Origin of the sequence: Tractidigestivibacter montrealensis, from assembly GCF_024741235.1 — a bacterium.
Lineage (GTDB): Bacteria > Actinomycetota > Coriobacteriia > Coriobacteriales > Atopobiaceae > Tractidigestivibacter > Tractidigestivibacter montrealensis.
Genome location: NZ_JANSKA010000003.1, coordinates 175,911 through 196,984 on the forward strand (window position 1 = coordinate 175,911; position 21,074 = coordinate 196,984).

Here is a 21,074-nt window from a genome sequence, read left to right on the forward strand (position 1 = left end):
ACCGTTCGATAGAGCATTTTTGTGCACGGAGTCCCAGATTTCCGTCCGATAGAGCGTTTTTATGCAGCCCAACGTCCGGATTCAGTAGTTTCCCTAAGGTAACCAGCCTACTTGTAAGTGCGTACTTCCCTATGTGGAGTCAACAAGCCACACTGAGACCAGTGAATACGGCGGGCACCCCGGCGCCCGTCCAGCAAGGGGAGGAAACCATGACGCAAGATGGACGGCTTGAATACCTCATAAACGCGCTGCTGGTAGACCCCGCCTGCGCATACGCCATCGGCGGCCCCATCGACATTCCACCTTCGCGCGACGACCGTCGCCACTTGCTACGAGCCCTCATGAACGTCCGCATGCCGGAGCAAGCAAGCGAGGAGTTTCTCGCAATCCAAGACGCCTATCTCAAGGAACGCCTGGCAGAGCGGGGTGTTACGCGTGTCTCGGCCCTCCCCTTCACCGAAGACGGCATGGCAGTGTGGCGCGGCGACATCACCACGCTTGACGCCGATGCCATCGTGAACGCGGCAAACAGCCAGATGCTCGGCTGCTTTGTCCCCAACCACCGCTGCATCGACAACGCCATCCACACCTACGCCGGCATCCAGCTGCGTCTTGCCTGCAAGCGTATCATGGACGAGCAGGGCCACGAAGAGCCAACCGGCGCGGCCAAGCTCACGCCCGGCTTCAATCTGCCTGCTGTGCACGTGCTCCAAACCGTGGGTCCAATCGTCCCCACAGGCATCCCCTCCGCGCACGACCGCGAGCTTCTTGCCAGCTGCTACCGCTCCTGCCTTGAGCTTGGCGCTGCACACGACCTGCGCAGCGTTGCTTTTTGTTGTATCTCGACCGGAGAGTTTCGCTATCCCAACCGCGAGGCGGCGCAGGTGGCGATCAACACGGTGCGAGCCTTTAAGAGCGAGCAACCCAACCATTCCCAGATGAAGGTGATCTTCAATGTCTTCAAGCCAGTGGACGAGCAAATCTATCGAGACCTCCTCGCAAGCCGCTGAGCAAATCGCCACATGGCTTGACCAGAGCGACGCCGTGCTCATAGGCGCCGGCGCCGGCCTCTCGGTGGCGTGCGGGCCGGAGTTCGCCTACACCGGCAAGCGCTTCGAGCGGCTCTACGGCGACTTTGCGCAGCGCTACGGCTTCTACGACGAGTACTCCGGCGGCTTCTATCCCTACGACTCGCAGGAGGAGTTCTGGGCCTGGTGGTCCCGCGTCATCTGGAACGAGCGCTACGCCGGAACGGTGGGGAACGCATACCTTGACCTGAGTCGCATTGTGAACGGCCGGGACTACTTTGTCCTCACCACCAACGTCGACCACCAGTTCCAGCGCGCCGGCTTCGACAAGAAGCGGCTCTTCTACACGCAGGGCGACTACGGGCTCTTCCAGTGTTCGGTCCCATGCCACCGCCGCACGTATGACAACTACGACGCCGTGCGCCAGATGGTCAATGCCGAGCAGGACCTTCGCATTCCCACCGAGCTGATCCCACGTTGCCCCATATGCGGTGAGCCCATGACCATGAACCTTAGGGTGGACGGCCGTTTTGTGGAGGATGACGGCTGGCACGCAGCCGCGCGCCGCTACGACGCCTTCGTGCGCGAGCACGCCCACGACAGGGTGCTCTACCTGGAGATTGGCGTTGGCGCAAATACCCCGGGCATCATCAAGTATCCCTTCTGGCGACAGGTTGCCGAGAACCGCAACGCGCGCTACGTGCAGCTCAACATGGGCGGTGTGATTGCGCCCGCGCGCATCGCCGAGAGGTCCGCGCTGTACGATGGAGACGCAGCAGAGGTGATTTCGAAGCTCGCATGAGACAAAGGAAGTTTCCCTTTGTCTCATAGAGAGGCGGCGTCATGCGCATAGCGTTGATTACCGGCGCATCGAGCGGACTGGGCCGCGAATACGCACGCTGGGCAAGCGACCACGGCGGCTACGACCAGATCTGGGCCGTGGCCCGCAGGCGCGAGCGCCTGGAGGAACTGGCGGCCGAGCTCTCGACGCCCGTGCGGCCAGTTCCTCTCGACCTTACAGACAAGGCCTCGATTACGCAGCTCAGGGGGTTTCTCGACGAGGCGGCGGCGCAGGACAAGGCGCGTGGCGAGAAGTTCTCCGTAGACCTTCTCGTCAACGCGGCCGGCCTGGGGAAGTTTGGCACCTACGCCGACATGACCTGCGAGGAGGTCGACACGATGGTCGACCTCAACTGCCGCGCGCTTGTCGACGTGACGCAGGTGGCGCTTGCGCACATGGAGCGTGGCGGGCGCATCATCCAGATTGCGTCCAGCGCGTCGTTCCAGCCGCTGCCCGGACTCAACGTGTACGCGGCAAGCAAGGCGTTTGTCCGCAGCTACACGCGGGCGCTCCGCTTTGAGCTGCGCGGCCGCGGCATCTTTGTGACGGCGGTGTGCCCGCTGTGGGTGAAGACCGAGTTCATCGACGTTGCACGCCAGACGGCCAACGGCCAGACGGTGTGCCATCCCTTCCCCGTGCTGGGCGCGCGGCGGGTGGTGCGCTGGTCGATGCTGGTAAACGCCGTAAACTACCCCATCGCCACATGCTGCGTGACGGGATTCCTCATGAGGATTGCCGACAAGATCGTTCCTGCGCCGGTCATCATGTGGATCTGGGAGGGCGTGCGACGGATATGAGCACGGGTGGAGACGCGCCAAACGACACCCGCCGTCGCCGGGGAGGATCTTTGCCGGAACCCAGGACCTGCCCCGATGTGTCAACGAACCCGAAAGGTTGGCCTCTGCGAGCCGGTGTACGATGACAGCCCACCACCCGAACAGCTCAGGAGACCCGGTGCGAGAAGCAACGAGAACAACCGCCAGGAAGGTCCTGTCGGCCGCCTGGCCGGTCATGCTCTCCTACGTGGCCGTGGGACTTCCCTGCGGCGTGCTGGCCGCCAAGGCCGGCATGACGCCGCTTATGAACTTTGTCCTCAGCCTCACGTTTCTCTCGGGCGGCGGTCAGTTCATGATGAGCAACCTGTGGCTGGCAGGAACCCCTTTGCTCTCGATCATCGCCTCGGTGGCGGCCATCTCTACGCGCTTTGCACTCTACTCGGCGTCGCTCGCGCCATACCTCAAGCGCTTTGGACGCAGGCAGTCCCTTGCCATCGCGTGCTGCTACACCGAGGAGGCGTACGGCATCACGCTCTCACGCCTTGCCTCGAGGGACGCGTGGACGGCGCACCACGCGCTTGGCCTCAACGTGTGCGTGCAGCTTACCTGGGCCGTGTCGTGCGCCGCCGGCGCCGCGCTTGGCTCTGTGGTCGACATCCCCACCGCCATCGCCGGCTTTGCGATGACCTCGCTCTTCATCTACCTGCTCTACGCTCAGCCCCACACCCGCGGCACCGTCTGCACCGCCTTGGGAGCAGCGGTCACGGTTGCGCTCTGCAAGTGGAACGGACTCGCCGGCGTGGCCGTGCCGCTCGCGGCGCTTGTGGGCGTGGCCGCAGGGATGACTTCGGAGCTTGCGCCGCGACGCGGCGGCGGTGACGGCAGCAATGGCGAGGAGTCCGCCGCATCTGCAGAGCCCGCAGGGTCCGCCCCGGGAGGTGGAGCCCAATGAGCACCTCTCAGTTCCTTGTGCTCTGGCTCTCCTCGTTCGCGTTCATTCTCGCATGCCGCGTGGTGCCCGTGGTTGCCCTGCGCGGCCGTCCCCTCTCGCCGCGCGTGGTTGAGGCGCTGGGCTACATCCCGCCAGCCGCCTTTGCGGCACTGGTCGCAAACGACCTGCTCTCCCCCACCATGTTCGACGCCGGGCTATGGGCGGGGCTCATGCCGCTGGTTGCGGCCGGTGTGGTGGTTCTTGTGGCGTGGCGCACGCACTCGATGCTATGGTGCTGCGTGGCGGGAGTCGCGGCATATGTACTACTCTCGCTGGTTTAGCGATGCCGGAACGCTGGAGGCGGGGCATGGTCGAGCAGAGCTTTGATGTCGGAGGCGAGAAGGTCACCCTCCGCGCGACGGAACCGGCCGCGGGTGGCGGCGCTCGCCTGGCCAACGTTCCCGTTGTCTACCTGCACGTATTTGAGGGTGACGGGGCAGACGTGTGGCAGCGCCTGGGCGAAGGCGGCAGGCCGGCAGGCCGTCCGGCGATGTCCCTCGTGGCAATAGCCCCAAAGAGCTGGGACAACGACCTCACCCCGTGGCCGGCCCCGCCGGTATTTCGCGGCGGCAGGGCATACGAGGGTGCCGCAGTGGCGCAGTTCGCGCTTCTCGGACGCGAAATCATGCCGCAGGCCGAGACGCTTCTCGCACAGCATGGCATGGCACCGTCCTTCTCGGCGCTTGCGGGCTACTCGCTGGCAGGGCTCTTTACCGCATGGGCGGCAACGCAGTGCAGCCTCTTCGAGCGCATTGCCAGCGTTTCCGGCTCGCTGTGGTATCCGGACTTTGTCAAATACGTCGCAGCTAACAGGCCCAGTCCTTGCGTACGGCGCGCGTACTTCTCGCTTGGGGACGCCGAGCCGCGCACGCGCAACCGCGTGATGCGGAGCGTGCTCGAGGACACGCAACAGGTGGCCAAGAGCTTCGAGCACGCGGGCGTCGCCACGCGCTTTGAGCTCAACCCCGGAAACCACTTTGTGGACGAGGACCTGCGCACCGCGCGGGGCATCCGCTGGCTGCTTGACGGCAGCGCGGACGCCGCCCCAACGGCCTAAGCTGCCCGAGCCGGCCGCGCGGTGGCCCCCACCTGCGCCGCATTGACCACGGCTGTCACGACGCTGGTGCCAATTGCGCCCGCCAGCTGCTGCAGCGTGTTGATCACTGCGATGCCGTCGGCCTTGATGGCTGCGGGCAGAAACGAGAGGGACTCGGTCATGGTGTTGCCCACCATGAGGCTCTGGCCAAAGGCAAAGCACACGTAGATGGCAATGGCCGGCGCCGTGGGCGGGCTCTGTGAAAGCGCGGCAAAGAGCACCGTGCCGAGAAGGGCGCAGGTGGCGCCCACCAGGATTGGCCTTCTCGGCCCAAAGCGGTCGAGGACCTGGCCCGAGAGCGGCGCCATGCAGGCCCCCACCACGCAGCCGGGCAGCAGAATCGAGCCGGCCTCGGTCTCGCCGGTACCCATCACGAGCTGCGAGTAGTTGGGGATAAGAAACGAGAGTCCAAGCACAACAAACTGCAGGCAGACAAGAGCGACCACGCCCATCACAAAGCGGCGCTGAGAGAAGACGGCAAGGGAGATGAGCGGGTGGTCTGCTCGCCCTTCTCGGCGCACAAACAGGACGAGAAACACCACGAAAGCTGCAAGCAGGCAGAGCTCGGCGGGGCTAGTCCAGCCAAGGCTTGAGCCAAGGTCAACGGCAAAGACCAGCGTGGTAAAGGACGCGGCAATGGCAAGCCAGCCGGGAACGTCAAAGGGGTCGCGCGAGACCTCGTGGCTCTGGCGGATGGAGAACACGCCCAGGAGGAAGGCCACGCCCAGTACGGGCAGGAGCGCCGCGAAGATCATGCGCCATCCGTAGTTCTCCGCAAGCCAACCGCCCACGGAGGGACCAACGGCCGGTGCCATGGCTGTGACCAGCGTGCCAATGCCCATCATGACGCCCATGTTCTTCTTGGGCGCCTGCTCGGTGATGATGTTGAACATGAGGGGAAGCGCGATACCGGTGCCCACGCCCTCGAGGATGCGTCCGCACAAAAGCATGGGGAACGAGACCGCGGTGAAGCCGCACACTATGCCGGCAATGTAGAAGACCATGGCGGCAATGAACACGCTGCGAGTGCGGAAGCGTTTGTTGAGATAGGACGACGTGGGGACAACGGTGGCAAGAACCAGCAGGTAGGACGTGGTCATCCACTGGACGGTCGAGGTGGTGATGTTGAACTCGGCCATGAGCGAAGGGAACGTGACGTTCATGGCGGTCTCGACGGTCACGCCTGAGAACGACATGATGCCGGCGGCGATGACCGACAGGACGAGACGAGCGTCGAGCATGCGCTCGAAGCTGCTTGCGGTGGTGCTTTCTTTCATGGGGCGACTCCCGGGATTGGCTAGTCCAGGAGGAAATGTCTCTGGTTCCGCTCGGGACAGTGGGAACTATAGCCAATGCACGGGAGTCGCGCTTTCAGTTTCGCGCGGGGTGGCAGCGGCGCTAGGCCGGGCGCGCGGACGGGTCGGGCAGCTCACACACGTCCTCGAAGTGCGTAATGCCTGCGTAGGGGGCTAGGCGCGCATCTGTCATAAGGGCGCGGGCGGTGTCGGCGTCATCCCAGTAGTGCATGGGGAAGAGCGCGCGAGCGCCAACCACGTCCATAAAGGCTGCAATTCCGGCCGCTGGGTCTTTGAGGCGCGGGTCGAGCGGAACAAAGGCAAGGTCCACCGGACCGGAGGCAATGCGCGAGAGCTCCGTTCGGAAGAACTTCTCGGATGCGGCGTTTTGGTCGGCCGGACGGCGCCACTGCCAGGAGTTGAGGTCACCCGAGAAGTAGATCGAGGTTTCGCCAGCACGGACGAGAAACGCCACGCCCTCGTCGTTGGACTCGAGGGTCTGGATGGAGAGCGTGGTGGGGGCAGCTCCCGGTGCGGCGGGCAGCCGCAGCTCGTAGGACGCGTGCGGCTCGACTGCGGTCACGCGGGCGTCTGCCGGCGCGTCTGCTGCGACGTCTTTGTCCAGCACGTAGCATGCGTTGGAGAACTGCTCGCGCAGCGGCCAGATGCAGCGACCGTAGTGGTCGTAATGCTCGTGCGAGACGAACACCACCAGCGGGAGGTCACGGCGGAGCTGGGGGAGCTCGCCCTTATACCAGTCGAAGAGCAGGGTACAAGCGGGTAGTTCCACGGCAAAACCGCTGTGGTAGATGTGCGTGACGCGCATTGAATCCCTCCTTACGAGCGTGCTACTCGGCCCAGAAGACGCGGCCGTCCTTGCGTGCTGGCTGGGCCTTCTCGGCGTCCGGATAGCCAATCACCACGTGGCCAATGCCCTCGTAATCGCCCTGCACGCCCAGGCTTGCCAGCAGCTCCTTGTAGCGGGGCTCCTCGAACTCCTCCTTGGCGCGATGGATCCAGTGGCCGCCCAGGCCAAGCGAATGCGCCGCAAGCAGCATGTTCTCGATGGTCGCCGAGCCGTCGTACACGCGCGTGGGGGCCGAGGCACTGGCGAGAACCACCAGGACGACGGGGGCGCCGTAGAACGGGTCCATGCTCTCGGGTGCGCCCATGATGCGGCGGTTCTCCTCAGCCAGCTCGTCGCGGAGCTTGCGGTTGGTCACGGCCACAATGATGGGAGACTGCTTGTTCATGCCGGAGGGCGCCCAAAGGCCGGCCTCGATGACGCGCTCGACCAGCTCGCGCGCCACGGGGACCTGCTTGAACCTAGGGGTGCTGCGACGCTCGCGGATGCACTTCTCGACCTCGTTCATGGCTCCTCCAATGCGGTTGGGAAAAGGCGCGGCCAGCCCTCGCGCAGCCTCGCTGCCCATGTTCTTCCCAAATCAGCGCCAGAAGTACCGTGGCGATGTTGGCAAACGGCGCCAAGAGGCCGCGACGCGATTCCTTCTCGCGCGCGACCCTGCAGAAAACGAGCCCTCCGGTGCCACCCCAAATCCCGACGCCGACACGACCCGGGTAGCCGTCGGTGCCCCTCCGGAGAGAATAGCTCCCTTTCTTAAACGGCATCCACGTTTGCCCAGTTGGCGGCAATCGAGCCGCCCGACACTCGGGGGTACCTCGAAAACCGCATCCCAGCCGTCAATAGCTGCCAACGCAGCCTGCAGAACTGCCGGGCCAACCCCTATGCAGCCACCTGCTGGGCGAGAAGCACCGCGCCCATACCCAGACCGGCGCTCAGCATCACGTACGCAACGGCCACCAGAGGCTCGCCGCGCTGCACCAAGCCAACGCTTTCCAGCGCAAACGTCGAGAACGTGGTAAATCCACCACACACACCCACCTTGAGGAAGAGAACAAGGCGCGAGTCAAGTTCGTGACCTGCGGCAACGGCGGCAACGATAAGCCCAATTACAAACGCGCCCACAATGTTGGTCACAAGTGTGGCTAGCGGGAATCCGGCATCGCCCACGCTCTTGAACGGGGCAACCGAGATGAGATAGCGTGCGAGAGACCCAAGGGCTCCCCCGGCGCAGACGGCAAGGCAATCGAGCAGCGCAGGCATGGTCGCGACCCTTCAGATAAGACGGGCGGCGAACCGCCCAACACAGAAGCCATCAGCACCATGCGGTTCGGCGAGCGCACCCGCCGGGGAGGCCTCATTCCCCAGCGGGCAGCGTAGCACAGCCGGCGACCGCCTACCCGCGTGGCCACTCGTTCGCACGGCTTTCGCACCCCGACCCACCCGAGCCCCGCGTTACCAAGCGTTTACATAACGACTCTTGCGGCGCGCGGCAAATCGGGCGTATAGTTCCCGACAACAAGCACAAGCCGCCCACGCGGCAGGAACTCACGAGAGGAGCGCCAGAGATGAACCGCATCGCCACTAACGTCGCACGTATGTCCATGAACTGGTGGTGGCGCGATTCGCAAGCGGTCGGTCGATCGTGAGTCTCTCGCGCCATAATTTCGCGAATTAAGAGGGCTCCCGGTTTGACCGGGGGCCCTCTTTCTTGTGCAAGCACACCTTCCAAGCCATCCCAAACCACACCAGCGTCACCCAAGCAGAAAGGAACCAACCATGTCAGAGAACACCAACACCCAGCAGGCCCGCACCGTCACCTCCAAGGACCACGGCAAGCTCGACGTTCGCGCCCTGGTGCTTCTCGCCGTGCTTCTCGCCGCCGGCTTCATCCTCAACTTCACCGTGGGGAAGGCAATCTCCAGCATCTCCGGCGGCATGATTAGCCCCGAGTTCATCATCTCGGCGTTCTGCCTTACCATCCTGGTCATTCGCCCCAACGTCCCGCAGGCGCTGGTCATTGGCCTCATCTCCGCGGCCGTGATTCAGATCACCACCACCTCGCCCTTTGTCGACTTTGCCGCCGAGGGTGTGGCCGCCATGCTCATGGCGATCATCGTGAGCGCCGGCATGCGCGGCGGCGCCAAGAAGGTCATCCCCGCCATCGGCACCTTCGCCACCACCGTTGTCTCCGGCGTCATCTTCATGATCATCCGCATCGCAATGGTTGGCGCCGCCCAAGAGCTCGCCGCCGCCATGCTCCCCGTTGTCTTCGCGACCGCCATCTTCAACGCCATTCTCGTCCAGGCGCTCTACATCCCCGTGTGCAAGGCCCTCAAGGTCAACGACTAACCGCCCGTCCGCAACCGTAGCCCTCACCAGCAGCGCAATCGAAAGGAACCCACCATGTCCGAGCAGAACGCATCCCAGGCGCGCACCGTCAACACCACCGAGCGCTCCGGCAAGGCCGACGTCTCCTCCCTCGTCCTTCTCGCCGTGCTTCTCGCCGCAGGCTTCATCCTCAACATGACCGTGGGCAATGCCCTTGCGATCGTGGGCATCAAGCCGCAGTTCATCATTGCCTCCTACGCGCTGGCGATCCTGCTCTCCAACGCCGGCTTTGGCCAGGCGGCCATCTTTGGCCTGGTCTCCGCCGCCGTCATCCAGCTCACCACTTCCATCCCCGGCCTCAACTTTGCAACCGAGCTCGTCGCCGCGCTGGTGATGGCAGCCCTTATCCGCCGTCCCCTCAAGGTTGGCGGACGTGACGTCACCCCGCTCGTTGCGACCTTTGCGACCACACTCGTCTCCGGCGCGCTCTTCGCCGTGGCCGGCACGCTCATCATGGGCGCGGCCCTTGGCACCGTGGTCGTGAAAATCCCACTCGTCCTGGGCACCGCAGTCTTCAACGCAGTCGTGGTCCAGGCCCTCTACTTCCCCCTCAAGAAGGTCCTCAAGAAGTAAGTTCGACTACGATAGTGAACCGCACGTGAGACAAAGGGACAGTCCCTTTGTCTCACGCATAAGGCGGGGATTCACCTTGCCTCCACTCCAGCATTGACATGAGACAAAGGGACTGTCCCCCTGTCTCACGAAAGGCTCTTATGACCGCACGGGAAGAAAAGCCAATCATCGAGATGAGCCATGTCACGTTCTCCTACGACGCGCCCGCCGAGGGTGCCGCCGAGAACAGCGAGGACGCCGCGCTGCGCGACGTGTCGCTGAGCATTGGCGAGGGCGAGTTCGTGGGCGTGATTGGCCCCTCGGGCGCCGGAAAGTCCACGCTTGCGTCCGTAATGTCGGGCGCCATCCCCCACCACTACCGCGGCGCGCTCTACGGCGCCACGCTGGTGGACGGGCACGACACCTGCGACGTGACGCTCACCGACATCTCGCAGGTGGTTGGCAGCGTCCTGCAGGACATCGACACCCAGATGGTGGCGTCGGTAGTCGAGGACGAGATGCTCTTTGGCCTGGAGAACTTTGGCGTCCCCCACGACCAGATCGAGGGGCGCATCGCCCAGACGCTTGAGACTGTGGGCATCTCCAACCTGCGCGAACGCGAGATAGCCACGCTCTCGGGCGGTCAGAAGCAGAAGGTGGCCATTGCCGCCATTCTCGCCATGCGCCCGCGCGTCCTGGTGCTCGACGAGCCCACAGCCGCGCTCGACCCCGCGTCATCGACCCTCGTCTTCGACACGCTGCGTAAGGTGCGCGAGGAGGGCGTCACCGTGGTGGTCATCGAGCAGAAGGTGGCGCTGCTCTCGGAGTACTGCGACCGCATCCTGGTGATGAGCAAGGGTTCGCTGGTGCTTGACGGCACACCGCGCGAGGTCTTCTCGCACGGCGACGAGCTGCGGCGCATTGGCGTCGACAGCCCGCGCGTGGCGCGCGTGTACAACTCGCTTGCAAAGGACGGCCTGGTTTCGGGGGCGCCGTGCCTCACCGTGCCCGAGGCGGCGGAGGTCATAACAGGCCTGGTGCAGCCCGCGTCCAAGGCGAGCTGCCACGTAGCGAGCGCCGAGGAGGGGGCACGCGAGGCGGGCTTTCGCGCAGGCTCCAAGCACGTGGCCGCGCCGCGTCCGCACGCCGAGGGCGCCCAGCCCGTGGTGAGCCTTGAGGACGTGAGCTTTGCGTATCCAGGCGGGACGGCTTCCGTGGACCACCTGGACATGCGGGTGTATCCCGGCGAGGTCGTGGGCATCGTGGGCCAGAACGGCGCCGGCAAGACCACGCTCACCAAGCTACTCAACGGCCTGCTGCGACCGGCGTCGGGCACCGTGCTGATGGCCGGCCTCGATACGCACGAGGTTCCCACCAGCGCGATTGCCGCGCACTGCGCGACCCTCTTCCAGAACCCGGACTACCAGCTGTGCAAGGACACCGTTCTTGAAGAGGTCGCATTTGGCCTCACGTTGCAGGCCGTGGACGAGAAGGACGCGCACGAGCGTGCCGGTGCGGTGATTGAGCGCTTTGGGCTGTCTGCGGACGAGGCACCCTTCTCACTCTCGCGCGGCCAGCGGCAGATGGTGGCACTGGCGTCCGTGGTGGTGATGGAGCCGGAGGTGGTGCTTCTCGACGAGCCCACGAGCGGTCTTGACTACCGCGAGTGCATGACCGTGATGGACACGGTGAGCGAGATGGCCGAGCGCGGCTGCGCCGTGATCATGGTCTGCCACGACATGGAGGTCGTCTCGGACTTTGCCGAGAGGATCGTGGTCATGGCAAACGGGCGCATCCTCGACCGCGGCGGCACGCTCGAGATGTTCTCCAACGCAAAGCTCATGCGGGAGGCAAGCGTGAGGGCGCCGCAGGTCATCGAGCTGTCCGGGGTTCTCGCACGCGATCTTTCACCTGAGTTTGCCGGTATCAGCCAGGTCTCTGGCATAGTCGACCTCACCGAGGAGATGGTTCGCCGTGGTTAACGTGATTGACTACGTGCCGGGAGACACCCTGCTGCACCGGCTGAACCCCGTGACCAAGCTGGGCATTGCCGCGGCAATCATCATTGCGATTTTCCTGGCCAACACCTACCCCATGCTGCTGGGGCTTCTCGTCCTCACCTTTGCACTGGGTGCCTACGCGCACACCACGTCCAAGCTGGTCTCGCTGCTCAAGCTGCTTGTGCCGCTGGCGGTGGTGATGCTGCTGCTTCAGACGGCGTTTGTGCGCGGCGGCGCGCCCGTGTTTGCATGGATGACCACGGAGGGCCTGGTCACGGGTAGCAAGGCGTGCCTGCGCCTTTTGGGCGTGGCGCTGCCGCTCATCCTCATGCTGAGCGTGACCAAGCTCAACGACCTGGCAAACGCCTGCGTCGAGGTGCTTCACATCCCGTATCGCTACGCCTTCACGTTCACCACGGCGCTGCGATTTGTGCCCGTGTTTAGCCAGGAGATGAACGCGATCATGGAGGCGCAGACCGCGCGTGGCGTTGAGTACGACACCAAGAACCCCATCCGCAAGCTGCAGCTCATGCTGCCGCTGTGCGTGCCACTGCTGGTGAGCTCGGTGGGAAAGACCGACGCCACGGCGCTTGCCGCCGAGCAGCGCGGCTTCTACCTGCGCACGCGCGAGAGCAGCTACAAGCGCTACCCCATGGCGGGTCGCGACGTGGTGGTGCTGGTTGCATGCGCCGCGCTGGTAGTTGCCGGCGCGCTGCTGTAGTGGGGCGCAGGGCGGCGGCAGGCACGTTATTGCAGCTACATCAACCCCCTCGGGCGCTTCCATCTCGCCCGAGGGGGTTTCTGCACCAATGAAAGGAACTGCCGAGAGGCCCTAGAGCTTCTCGTCTAGGCCGTGGAGCATGTCGGCAGACTTCCTCAGCGCCTCAAGCTCGTCCGGGAGAAGGTCGATCTCCACGATCTCTTTGGCACCGGTGCTGTCGACAATGGTTGGCACCGAGATGAACGTGTCGTGGATGCCGTACTGCCCGTCGAGGTACACCGAGACGGGCATGATGCGGTTCACATCGAAGAGTATCGACTTGGCGATTGACGCGGCACTCGACGCAATGCCGTAGCAGGTGTTTCCCTTGCGGCTAAAGATGTCCCAGCCGGCCTGCACCGTGCGCTTGCGCAGCTCGTCGCGGGTGACACCGCGCGTACGCGAGGCGTTGTCGCGCAGGACGTCGTCCACGCGCTTACCACCGATGGTCGCGCTGTTCCACGAGACGATCTCCGAATCACCGTGCTCGCCCAGCACGTAGGCCTCGACGCTGTTGGACGCTAGATCGTACATGTCGGACAGCGCGCGGCACAGTCGCGCGGAGTCAAGGAGGGTACCGGAGCCTATCACGCGCTCATGCGGCAGGCCAGAGACTTTCCAGGTGTAGTAGCTCATCACGTCAACGGGGTTCGATACCACCAGGAAGATGCCGTCAAAGCCCGACGCCATGACCTGCTCGACCACCGAGCGCACCACACCCAGACTGGGCTTGAGCATCTCGAGTCGGTCGTTGGAGTCCTTGGGCATGGGTGCCGCCGCTGTGATGATGACAATGTCTGCGTCTGAGCATTCGCTGTAGTCGCCGGCGTGCACGTTGACGTTGCGGTTCATGAAGAAGACCGAGTCGCGCATGTCGAGCGCCTCACCCACCGCATGCTCGTGGTTTACGTCGATGAGGCACACGTCACCGCAAAGCCCCTGGTTGATGATGCTGAACGCGGTAGTGGACCCCACCTTGCCAGCGCCTACGATAACGACTTTGGTGTCCTTGAAGCTCATGTGGTTCCCCTTTCTGGTTCGCGGACGCTTGGGCTGCCGGGCAATGCCAAGGGCCAGCGCCACGCGACGAGCCTAGCCCCACGAGCAGGCGCACTCAAGACCGCTTACGATTCCTTGCAGCATGAGCGCAACCGGCATGCTGGGAGTTGCCTTGGCCAGATGGCATGCCTGCTCGGGCGAGTTGGGAACGTGCACAAAGCCGGCACGCGCCGTAGACTGGGATGCCGCGAGCGCATCAAGCACCGAGAAGAGCACCGCATTGCAAACGTAGGTCCCCGCGGAGTACGAGACTGCAGCTGGGACGCCAGCATCAATCATTGCCTGTGCCATTGCGCGAACGGGCAGCGTCGAGAAGCGTGCGTCCGGCGCGTCCGCCAGGAGGCGCGTTGCCTGGGGCTGCTCGCCGTCGTTGTCTGGGATGCGCGCATCTGCGTAGTTGATGCCGACAAACTCCGGCGTCACCTTGGCACGGCCGCCCGCCTGTCCCACGCAGAGCACAATGGAGGGGTTCTCGCGTTGAATGGCTTCAAGAACCGCCGCGGGCCCGCGACGAAAGGATACGGGAATGCACTCGCGCACCACCGCATGGCCGGCGATGACCCGCGGGAGCGCATTTACTACCTCCCACGAAGGGTTGGTTTTCTCGCCGCCAAAGGGCTCGAAACCCGTGACCAGGATCTTCTCCATGCGTGCCACCTCCCGTGGACAAAGAGCCACGCTTACCCAGAAGACGGGTGCCCGGCAGTACTCTAGCGGTCGAAGGTAAACGTGATGCCGATAAACGGCTGCCGGCCGCCGCGTTTCTTGGCTGCCCTGCGGCGGTTCTCCTCTTCTTGCTCACGGTCCTCCTCGTCACACATGCGCTTGAATTCCTCGAAGCTAAGCTCTCCACTACGGTACTGCTCAAGTGCGTCATCCAGCTCATCATGCATGTAGCTTGCCATAGCGGCCTCCTGACCTGGAACCAACGTACCAAAGCCGTTGCTTTGGATTGAACCGAATATACCCGACGGACGCGACAATAATTAGGGGTTCAGGATTGGACGCCGAGAGGCTCGCGCACGTATTGCAGACGTCATTGGGAGAATGCCGCGGATTCCGAACGGTTAGGACTTTTCCGAACGGTTAGGGTGCCTTAAACGGCGAGGACGCGCGGCATCCCCGGACATGCCGCGGATTCCGAACGGTTAGGCCGTCTTAAACGTTCGGTTTTTTCCTAAACGTCGAATTGCGGCGGCAAGCGGGCGGTGATGCGCCAAGGCGCTGGCCAGCGCGCAAAACTGCCTCCCACGCGAATTACCTGCGTCTCCCCCACCTCACCATAAAGTTAGGCTATTCTTACACGCTGCTAATTACGCTTTGGCAGCCGCCGCACCGCGCACCGCCGCCGCACCGCGCACCGCCGCCGCACCGCGCACCGCTGCCGCACCGCGCACCACCGTGCCCAACGCCAACCGCGGGCAACCGTCCGCAGGAGGAGGAACACTATGATGGACAAGGGGCCCCTGGCACTCGTACCAGGGGCAATGCGACACGTGCTCGCTACCGTGGGCTGGCAGTAGCTCGACCTCGTGGGCAACGTGCTTCTCAGCTGGGAGATCTGCCGCGTCGTTGGCGCGCTCCTTCTCGGCACCGCGCCCAGCATCCTAGAGGCCGCGCTCGCCCTGGCCGCGGCCCTCGTCGCACGCCTGGCGTCCACGCGGCTCTCGGCCCGCGAGTCCTTCGCCGCGCCGCAGGACGTGAAGGGCGCGCTGCGTCGTCGCATATACGAGAAGCTCCTGCGCCTTGGCACCGGGTACGCGCAGGACGTCTCCACCGCCGAGGTCGTGCAGCTCTCCGTCGAGGGCTGCGAGCAGCTCGCGACGTACTTCGGCCAGTACCTGCCGCAGCTCTTCTACTCGGTGCTCGCACCGGTCACGCTCTTCTGCGTGGTGGCACCGGCGTGCCTTCCCGCCGCGGTGGGGCTTCTCGTCTGCGTCCCGCTCATTTCGCTGGTCATCGTGGCCGTCCAGAAGGTGGCCAAGCGCATCCTCTCGCGCTACTGGGACCAGTACGCTACGCTGAGCGACTCGTTCCTCGAGAACCTCCAGGGCCTCACCACGCTCAAGATCTACCAGGCCGACGCCGAGCGCCACCACCGCATGAACCAGGAGGCCGAGCACTTCCGCGTGGTCACCATGAAGGTCCTCTCGATGCAGCTCAACTCAATCATCGTGATGGACGTCGTGGCGCTGGGAGGCGCTGCGGCGGGCATCTCGGTGGCGCTCTGGCAACTTGCGGCAGGCTCTATCGCTCCCACGGTGGCGCTCTTTGTGGCGCTCGTCTCAGCCGACTTCTTCCTCCCCATGCGCCAGCTTGGCTCCTACTTCCACGTTGCCATGAACGGCATGGCGGCAAGCGAGAAGATCTTCCGCCTGCTGGACCTCGAGGAGCCGCCCGCGCGCACCCTTACGCCCGCACCCGCCGACGCGCTCTCCATGCGCGACGTGGACTTCTCCTACGACGGCAACCGCAAGGTCCTCTCGAACCTGACGCCTGAGGTGTCACCGCAGGGCATGACGGCTGTGGTGGGCGTCTCGGGCTCGGGCAAGTCCACCGTGGCGTCGCTTCTCTGCGGGCACGAGCGCGGCTGGACAGGTGACGTGCTGGTGGGCGAGACAAGCGTGGACCAAGTGGACCCGGCAGCCCTCTCGCGCCACGTAACCATGGCCGCCGCGGGTGCTCACGTGTTCTCCGTCACCGTGCGCGAGAACCTCCTTATGGCACGACCCGAGGCAACGGATAACCAGCTGTGGGCGGCGCTCAAGACGGTCCGCCTTGACGGCTTTGTGCACGAACGCGGTGGCCTGGACATGGCAATCGAGCAGGACGCGGCAAACCTCTCTGACGGCCAGCGTCAGCGTCTGGCGCTTGCGCGGGCGCTTCTCCACGACACGCCGGCCTACGTCTTTGACGAGGCAACAAGCAACATCGACGCCGAGAGCGAGGAGCAGGTCATGACGGCCGTCCGTGAGCTCTCGCGCGAGCGTGCGGTGCTCGTGATCTCTCACCGCCTGGCAAACGTGGTTGACGCGGCGCGCATCATGTGGAGGATGCTGGGCTTTGCGAAGCCCCTGGCAGGCGTCATGGTTGTCTCGGTGGCCTGTGGCGTCGTGGGCTTCTGCTGCACGACGGGCATTCCGGTGCTGGCGGCGGAGGAGGTCCTCGCGCTGGCGGGCTCAGGCTCGCTTACCTGGCCGCTTGCCACCGTGTGCTGGGCCCTCGCGGCCATGGCACTGGCGCGCGGTGTGCTTCACTACATCGAGCAGCGCTGCAACCACTACATTGCGTTCCGCCTGCTGACGCACATCCGAGACCTGGTCTTTGGCGCGCTGAGGAAGCTGGCGCCCGCCAAGCTCGCTGGCCGAGACCGCGGCAGCCTTGTCTCCACGGTCACAAGCGACGTCGAGCTCCTTGAGGTCTTCTTTGCGCACACCATCTCGCCCGTCTGCATCGCCACGCTGATGGCGATTGTGGGTGCAGCGTTCCTCTGGCAGCTCGTGCCGGCATTTGCGCTGGTAGCACTTGTTGCCTGGGTGCTGGTGGGCATCACGGTGCCGCTTTCCGTCTCACGCGGGTCGGGCGACGCCAGACGCCGGCAGCGCGACCTTGCGGGGTCGCTTTCCGGCTACGTGCTGGATGGCCTGCGCGGCCTTGGCGAAGTGCTGCAGTTTGGCGCCGGCGCCGCTCGCCTTGACGGTCTTGACGCCCGCTCGCGCGAGCTGGTGGAGGCGGAGCGAGAGGTGCGCCAGGCAGGTGCCCGCGGATCCTCTGCCGTGAGCGCCGTGATCCTTCTCGCAACTATTGCCGAGCTCGCGCTTGGAGCGCAGCTTGTGTCTGCGGGCGACGCAACGCCCGAGGCCACCGTGCTGGCAACGGTCTTTGTGCTCTCGAGCTTTGGCCCGTTCGCAGCGCTTGCCAACCTGGGTGCAACGCTCCAGGGCACGCTTGCCTCCGGTGCGCGCGTGCTGGAGATCCTGTACGAGAAACCCCAGGTGGATGAGGTCGAGAACGGCGTCGTCGTGACCTTCTCGGACGCCTCCGCCGAGCACGTGGACTTCTCGTACGGGGCCGAGAAGGTCCTCTCGGACGTCTCCGTGCGCATCCCCGCGGGACGCATCGTGGGCATCTCCGGCCGCAGCGGACCTGGCAAGTCGACCCTGGCGCGTCTGCTCATGCGCTTCTGGGACGTTGACCAGGGCCGCATTGCCCTCTCGGGTACGGATGTCCGCGAGATTCGCACTGCGTCGCTGCGCGATGCGGGGGCGCTGGTCGAGCAGGACACCTCGCTCTTCCACGACTCCATCCGCGACAACCTTCTCATCGCCAAGCCCACGGCCACGCAGGCTGAGCTCGAGGAGGCTTGCCGCAAGGCATCGATACGCGACTTCATCGAGGGCCTGCCCGAGGGCTACGAGACCATGGTGGGCGAGCTTGGCGGGACGCTCTCCTCGGGCGAGCGACAGCGTCTGGGGCTGGCCCGCGCGTTTCTCCACGACGCACCGTTCCTGCTCCTGGACGAGCCCACGAGCAACCTCGACTCGCTCAACGAGGGCCAGGTGCTGCGCTCGCTCGACGAGGAGCGCGGGCGGCGGGCGGCGCTTCTCGTCTCGCACCGCGCCTCCACGATGACGGTTGCCGACGAGGTGCACTCGATGGACTCGGGCCGCGTGAGCTAGCGGCGGCAGGCGGCGGCCCCCTGGCGGCAGCGAGCGCCGGACCCTGGCGGAGGAGAGCTTGAGGTGCTCTCGCAGCCAGGGCCCGGCGCAACTGTAAACAGCCGCGATTTGGCCGTCCGGCATTGGTGATGCCGTTGTTTTTTTTGGACGCACGGCCCTGTTCGTCTCGCGTACCATTAGGCCATCGAGCAAGCTTGCGCACCGCTCGATTGGACATCCACTTTCTAGAGAAAGGCGAAGGCGCACTTATGGCATGGCTGTCATCACAACGCACCCGAAACCAACTATGCGCAGGTGGTTGGCCATGCTAGTCAAGGTTCCCCTCGAACTTGACGAGTGCCTGCAGCCACAATGGGATCGTACGCGGCTGGCATTTGTCTGCGCCCCGCTCGGCTTTGGCAAGTCCGAGTTTGCACACCGCATGCTCCAGGATCTTGACGTGCTCAAGATCGATGCCGCCACTGCCGACGTTGCTCGGGCGGTGACCGTCCAAGATGCCGAGAAGCACGATGCCGTTCTTGTCGACAACATCCACGACTCTGTCACCAACAAGCAGGGATTCGCACTGGCAGCCGTTGCCTCTCGCTGCACCAGCACGCGCTTTGTCTTCCTTTCCCGCGCACCCATGCCCGGCTGGCTCACCCCCTTCTTCGCCAACGGAGAGCTGCTCATCGTTACCGCAGAGGACCTCTTATTCACCGACGCGGACATCGCCCACCTACTTATCGCAAATGGGATTCTCTCCACACCCGAGCTTGTGGAGCGCATCGCGACCGCGTCCGAGCGCTATCCCATGGCGGTGGCCGCGGCTGTTGTTCACATCCTGCGCGACGGTGACTCAACTTGGGAAGTAAGCCTCCGCAACGAGGTCATGGCCTACTTCGAGAGCGAGTTTGAGCGCCGCTTTGACGAGAAGACCCAGGACGTCCTGCTTCTGGTTCCCCTCTTCGACACCATTGACGACGACCTTATCGTCAATGCGCTTGGGGAGGAGGAAGGGGCACGCCTACTGAACGCCCTCCATCACGCGACGAGCTTCATCACTCGTGAAGCAAACACGTGGAAGGTCAACGAGGGAATGCTCGACTTCTGCAAGTGGGAGCGTGCTCGTAGGTGCGATAACGTTGCTTCCATCGATATTGTCAACCGAGTCATTGGCTATTACGAATCCCGGGGAAACTTCAAGAGCGCACTTGAGCTTTGCTCACGGCTCAAGGACCACAGCCGCATGCTCGTTATCCTCGACGAGCACGCACGCCTCAACCCGGGAAGCGGCAGCTACTACGAGCTTGAGCACTACTACCACGAGCTGCCAGAGGATGTTGTTCTCTCTTCTCCGCGCCTCATGCGCATCATGTCCATGCTGGAGTCCATGGCCATGAGCATCGCAAAATCGGAGGGCTGGTACGACGCACTCGAAAACTACGCAAAGGCGCCTGAGCGCACGGCCGAGGAGCGTCGCCTTGCCCAGTCCTACCTGGCTTATCTTGACATTTCGCTTCCCCATAGGCAGCCGGCAAGCATCGTTGCTTCCGTTTCCGCGCTGGCAAAGATGCGCGGGGGCGACAACCCCGAGCTTATGCCCTCTGTTACAAGCGGCCTGCCAAGCGTTCTCAACGGCGGACGCGACCTGAGCCCTTGGGTCCCTTCCGACGATATGACCGCCCGTGCGATAAGCAAGGTTGCAAGCAAGGCGCTGGGGCGCATGGGCGTGGGCATTGCAGAGATCGGGCTGTGCGAGAGCAAGTTCGAGAAGGGCGAGGACGTAACGATCTACCTCGCACGGGTTAACGCCATGCTCCCCAGGATACAGCGTGCCGGGACCCCTTCGCTCGAGTTCGCCGCCGTGGGAATCCAGTGCCGCTGCCTCATCGATCAGGGAGACGCGCGCCAGGCGCTCTCTCTTCTCGGTGCGCTTCGCCGCCGGTTCTCGCGGGACGATAGCCCAGAGACAAGGCGTATCCTCATGAACCTCGAAGCGCTGCGCTGTCGTGCGTGGATGCGGCTGGGCGAGTGGGAACGCGTCCACACCTGGCTGGAGGAAAACGCGCCGGACCTCTCGGAGCGGCTCTTCTACATGGATCGATACGTCTATATCACCGTTTGCCAGGCATACGCAGCGGAGGGGCGCTTTTCGGAGGCCCGCATGCTCATGGCGGCGCTCACCGAATACATCACGCTGTGCGACAGGGTCATCGACGCCATTCACTTTGACATTCTGGCGTCGATTGCGGCGTGGCGCCTTGGCGAGAAGGACTGGGGTCGGTGGCTTTCGCATGCGCTGGCAGCGGCGCGCTGCTACGGATACGTGCGCACGATCACGCAGTACGGTGGCGCGGTGCTGCCGCTCCTGCTGGAGTTCTCCGAGCGCGACGATATTAGCGACGCCGAGAAGGAGCAGCTTGCGCGGCTGATTAAGGGGGCGCGTGCGCAGGCGTCGTTCTATCCGCAGCTCCTTGCTGGCGCAGTTGACCCCTCCGAGCTGCCCTCCATTCAACTCACCGAGACCGAACGACAGGTCCTACGCCTCATCTGCCAGAACAGGACCAACGCCGAGATTGGCGAGCTTCTCGGCGTGAGGCTGTCCACGGTGAAGACCCACGTGTGTCATATCCTTGCCAAGCTGGGCGTAAGCCGCCGCGCACAGGCAGCGAGCGAGGCTCAGCGGTTGCGGCTGGTGTAGGAGCGCGAGGGCGGACGCGGGGTGGCGGTGACGGCGCCGGGTGCTGGAGCGGGCGCGGGGG

19 protein-coding genes are annotated in these 21,074 nt (G+C 64.4%); 12 read left to right on the forward strand and 7 right to left on the reverse strand.

The genetic code is table 11. The annotated features are described in order from the left end of the window. The first annotated feature begins 209 nt into the window (after window positions 1-209). The 6 genes from NVS32_RS05490 (at window position 210) to NVS32_RS05515 (ending at window position 4,693) form a co-directional block, all read left to right on the forward strand. Window positions 210-1,010, forward strand: a complete 801-nt coding sequence (locus tag NVS32_RS05490) for a protein-ADP-ribose hydrolase (protein WP_032111192.1) — start codon at window positions 210-212, stop codon at window positions 1,008-1,010. Continuing rightward, the gene (locus tag NVS32_RS05495; protein WP_118078414.1) at window positions 955-1,830 is read left to right on the forward strand and encodes an SIR2 family NAD-dependent protein deacylase; all 876 of its coding nucleotides are present in this window, start codon (window positions 955-957) and stop codon (window positions 1,828-1,830) included. Before NVS32_RS05490 ends, NVS32_RS05495 begins: the two co-directional genes overlap by 56 nt. Window positions 1,831-1,871: 41 nt before the next feature. After that, complete coding sequence (locus tag NVS32_RS05500) at window positions 1,872-2,666, forward strand: SDR family NAD(P)-dependent oxidoreductase (RefSeq protein ID WP_258498979.1); 795 nt, start codon at window positions 1,872-1,874, stop codon at window positions 2,664-2,666. 157 nt (window positions 2,667-2,823) lie between these two features. Then, the gene (locus NVS32_RS05505; protein ID WP_258498980.1) at window positions 2,824-3,597 is read left to right on the forward strand and encodes an AzlC family ABC transporter permease; all 774 of its coding nucleotides are present in this window, start codon (window positions 2,824-2,826) and stop codon (window positions 3,595-3,597) included. Beyond that, the gene (locus NVS32_RS05510; RefSeq protein ID WP_258498981.1) at window positions 3,594-3,917 is read left to right on the forward strand and encodes an AzlD domain-containing protein; all 324 of its coding nucleotides are present in this window, start codon (window positions 3,594-3,596) and stop codon (window positions 3,915-3,917) included. Before NVS32_RS05505 ends, NVS32_RS05510 begins: the two co-directional genes overlap by 4 nt. Before the next feature lie 26 nt (window positions 3,918-3,943). Then, window positions 3,944-4,693, forward strand: a complete 750-nt coding sequence (locus tag NVS32_RS05515) for an alpha/beta hydrolase (RefSeq protein ID WP_258498982.1) — start codon at window positions 3,944-3,946, stop codon at window positions 4,691-4,693. On the opposite strand, the gene NVS32_RS05520 is transcribed toward NVS32_RS05515, so the two are convergent. The 4 genes from NVS32_RS05520 to crcB form a co-directional block, all read right to left on the reverse strand. Further along, on the reverse strand, window positions 4,690-6,009 hold the full coding sequence (locus NVS32_RS05520) for a DHA2 family efflux MFS transporter permease subunit (protein ID WP_258498983.1): 1,320 nt from the start codon (window positions 6,007-6,009) through the stop codon (window positions 4,690-4,692). The genes NVS32_RS05515 and NVS32_RS05520 overlap by 4 nt on opposite strands. A 121-nt stretch (window positions 6,010-6,130) precedes the next feature. Beyond that, a complete protein-coding gene (locus tag NVS32_RS05525) occupies window positions 6,131-6,853 on the reverse strand; it encodes an MBL fold metallo-hydrolase (RefSeq protein ID WP_258498984.1) in 723 nt (240 codons plus the stop codon). A gap of 22 nt (window positions 6,854-6,875) precedes the next feature. Next, window positions 6,876-7,400, reverse strand: coding sequence for a nitroreductase (locus NVS32_RS05530; protein WP_258498985.1), 525 nt, complete (start codon window positions 7,398-7,400; stop codon window positions 6,876-6,878). A gap of 371 nt (window positions 7,401-7,771) precedes the next feature. Then, on the reverse strand, window positions 7,772-8,152 hold the full coding sequence (gene crcB / locus NVS32_RS05535; RefSeq protein ID WP_258498986.1) for a fluoride efflux transporter CrcB: 381 nt from the start codon (window positions 8,150-8,152) through the stop codon (window positions 7,772-7,774). A 516-nt stretch (window positions 8,153-8,668) separates the two neighbouring features. Between crcB and NVS32_RS05540 the strand changes: the two genes are divergently transcribed. From NVS32_RS05540 to NVS32_RS05555, 4 genes are all read left to right on the forward strand, one after another. After that, window positions 8,669-9,241, forward strand: coding sequence for a hypothetical protein (locus NVS32_RS05540; protein ID WP_258498987.1), 573 nt, complete (start codon window positions 8,669-8,671; stop codon window positions 9,239-9,241). A gap of 54 nt (window positions 9,242-9,295) precedes the next feature. Next, a complete protein-coding gene (locus tag NVS32_RS05545; RefSeq protein ID WP_032111200.1) occupies window positions 9,296-9,853 on the forward strand; it encodes a tryptophan transporter in 558 nt (185 codons plus the stop codon). A 140-nt stretch (window positions 9,854-9,993) separates the two neighbouring features. Continuing rightward, window positions 9,994-11,814, forward strand: a complete 1,821-nt coding sequence (locus NVS32_RS05550) for an ABC transporter ATP-binding protein (RefSeq protein ID WP_258498988.1) — start codon at window positions 9,994-9,996, stop codon at window positions 11,812-11,814. Next, window positions 11,807-12,553 (forward strand): energy-coupling factor transporter transmembrane component T family protein, encoded by a 747-nt coding sequence (locus tag NVS32_RS05555; RefSeq protein WP_258498989.1) that lies wholly within the window; start codon window positions 11,807-11,809, stop codon window positions 12,551-12,553. The genes NVS32_RS05550 and NVS32_RS05555 overlap by 8 nt, the downstream gene beginning before the upstream one ends. A 111-nt stretch (window positions 12,554-12,664) precedes the next feature. Here the strand turns inward: NVS32_RS05555 and NVS32_RS05560 are convergent, their stop codons facing one another. From NVS32_RS05560 to NVS32_RS05570, 3 genes are all read right to left on the reverse strand, one after another. Then, entirely contained in the window at window positions 12,665-13,612 is a 948-nt protein-coding gene (locus NVS32_RS05560) for an L-lactate dehydrogenase (RefSeq protein ID WP_258498990.1), read from the reverse strand. A gap of 72 nt (window positions 13,613-13,684) precedes the next feature. Beyond that, window positions 13,685-14,299, reverse strand: coding sequence for a pyroglutamyl-peptidase I (pcp, locus tag NVS32_RS05565; RefSeq protein WP_258498991.1), 615 nt, complete (start codon window positions 14,297-14,299; stop codon window positions 13,685-13,687). Window positions 14,300-14,361: 62 nt separating this feature from the next. Then, on the reverse strand, window positions 14,362-14,556 hold the full coding sequence (locus NVS32_RS05570; RefSeq protein ID WP_258498992.1) for a hypothetical protein: 195 nt from the start codon (window positions 14,554-14,556) through the stop codon (window positions 14,362-14,364). A 627-nt stretch (window positions 14,557-15,183) separates the two neighbouring features. Here NVS32_RS05570 and NVS32_RS05575 point away from each other — a divergent pair. Together NVS32_RS05575 and NVS32_RS05580 are read left to right on the forward strand one after the other, a co-directional pair. Next, window positions 15,184-18,330 carry a thiol reductant ABC exporter subunit CydD/CydC gene (locus tag NVS32_RS05575; RefSeq protein ID WP_258498993.1) on the forward strand — a complete coding sequence of 1,049 codons (3,147 nt, stop codon included), beginning with the start codon at window positions 15,184-15,186 and terminating at the stop codon, window positions 18,328-18,330. Window positions 18,331-18,634: 304 nt separating this feature from the next. Continuing rightward, a complete protein-coding gene (locus NVS32_RS05580) occupies window positions 18,635-21,013 on the forward strand; it encodes a LuxR C-terminal-related transcriptional regulator (RefSeq protein WP_258498994.1) in 2,379 nt (792 codons plus the stop codon). Window positions 21,014-21,074 lie beyond the last annotated feature (61 nt).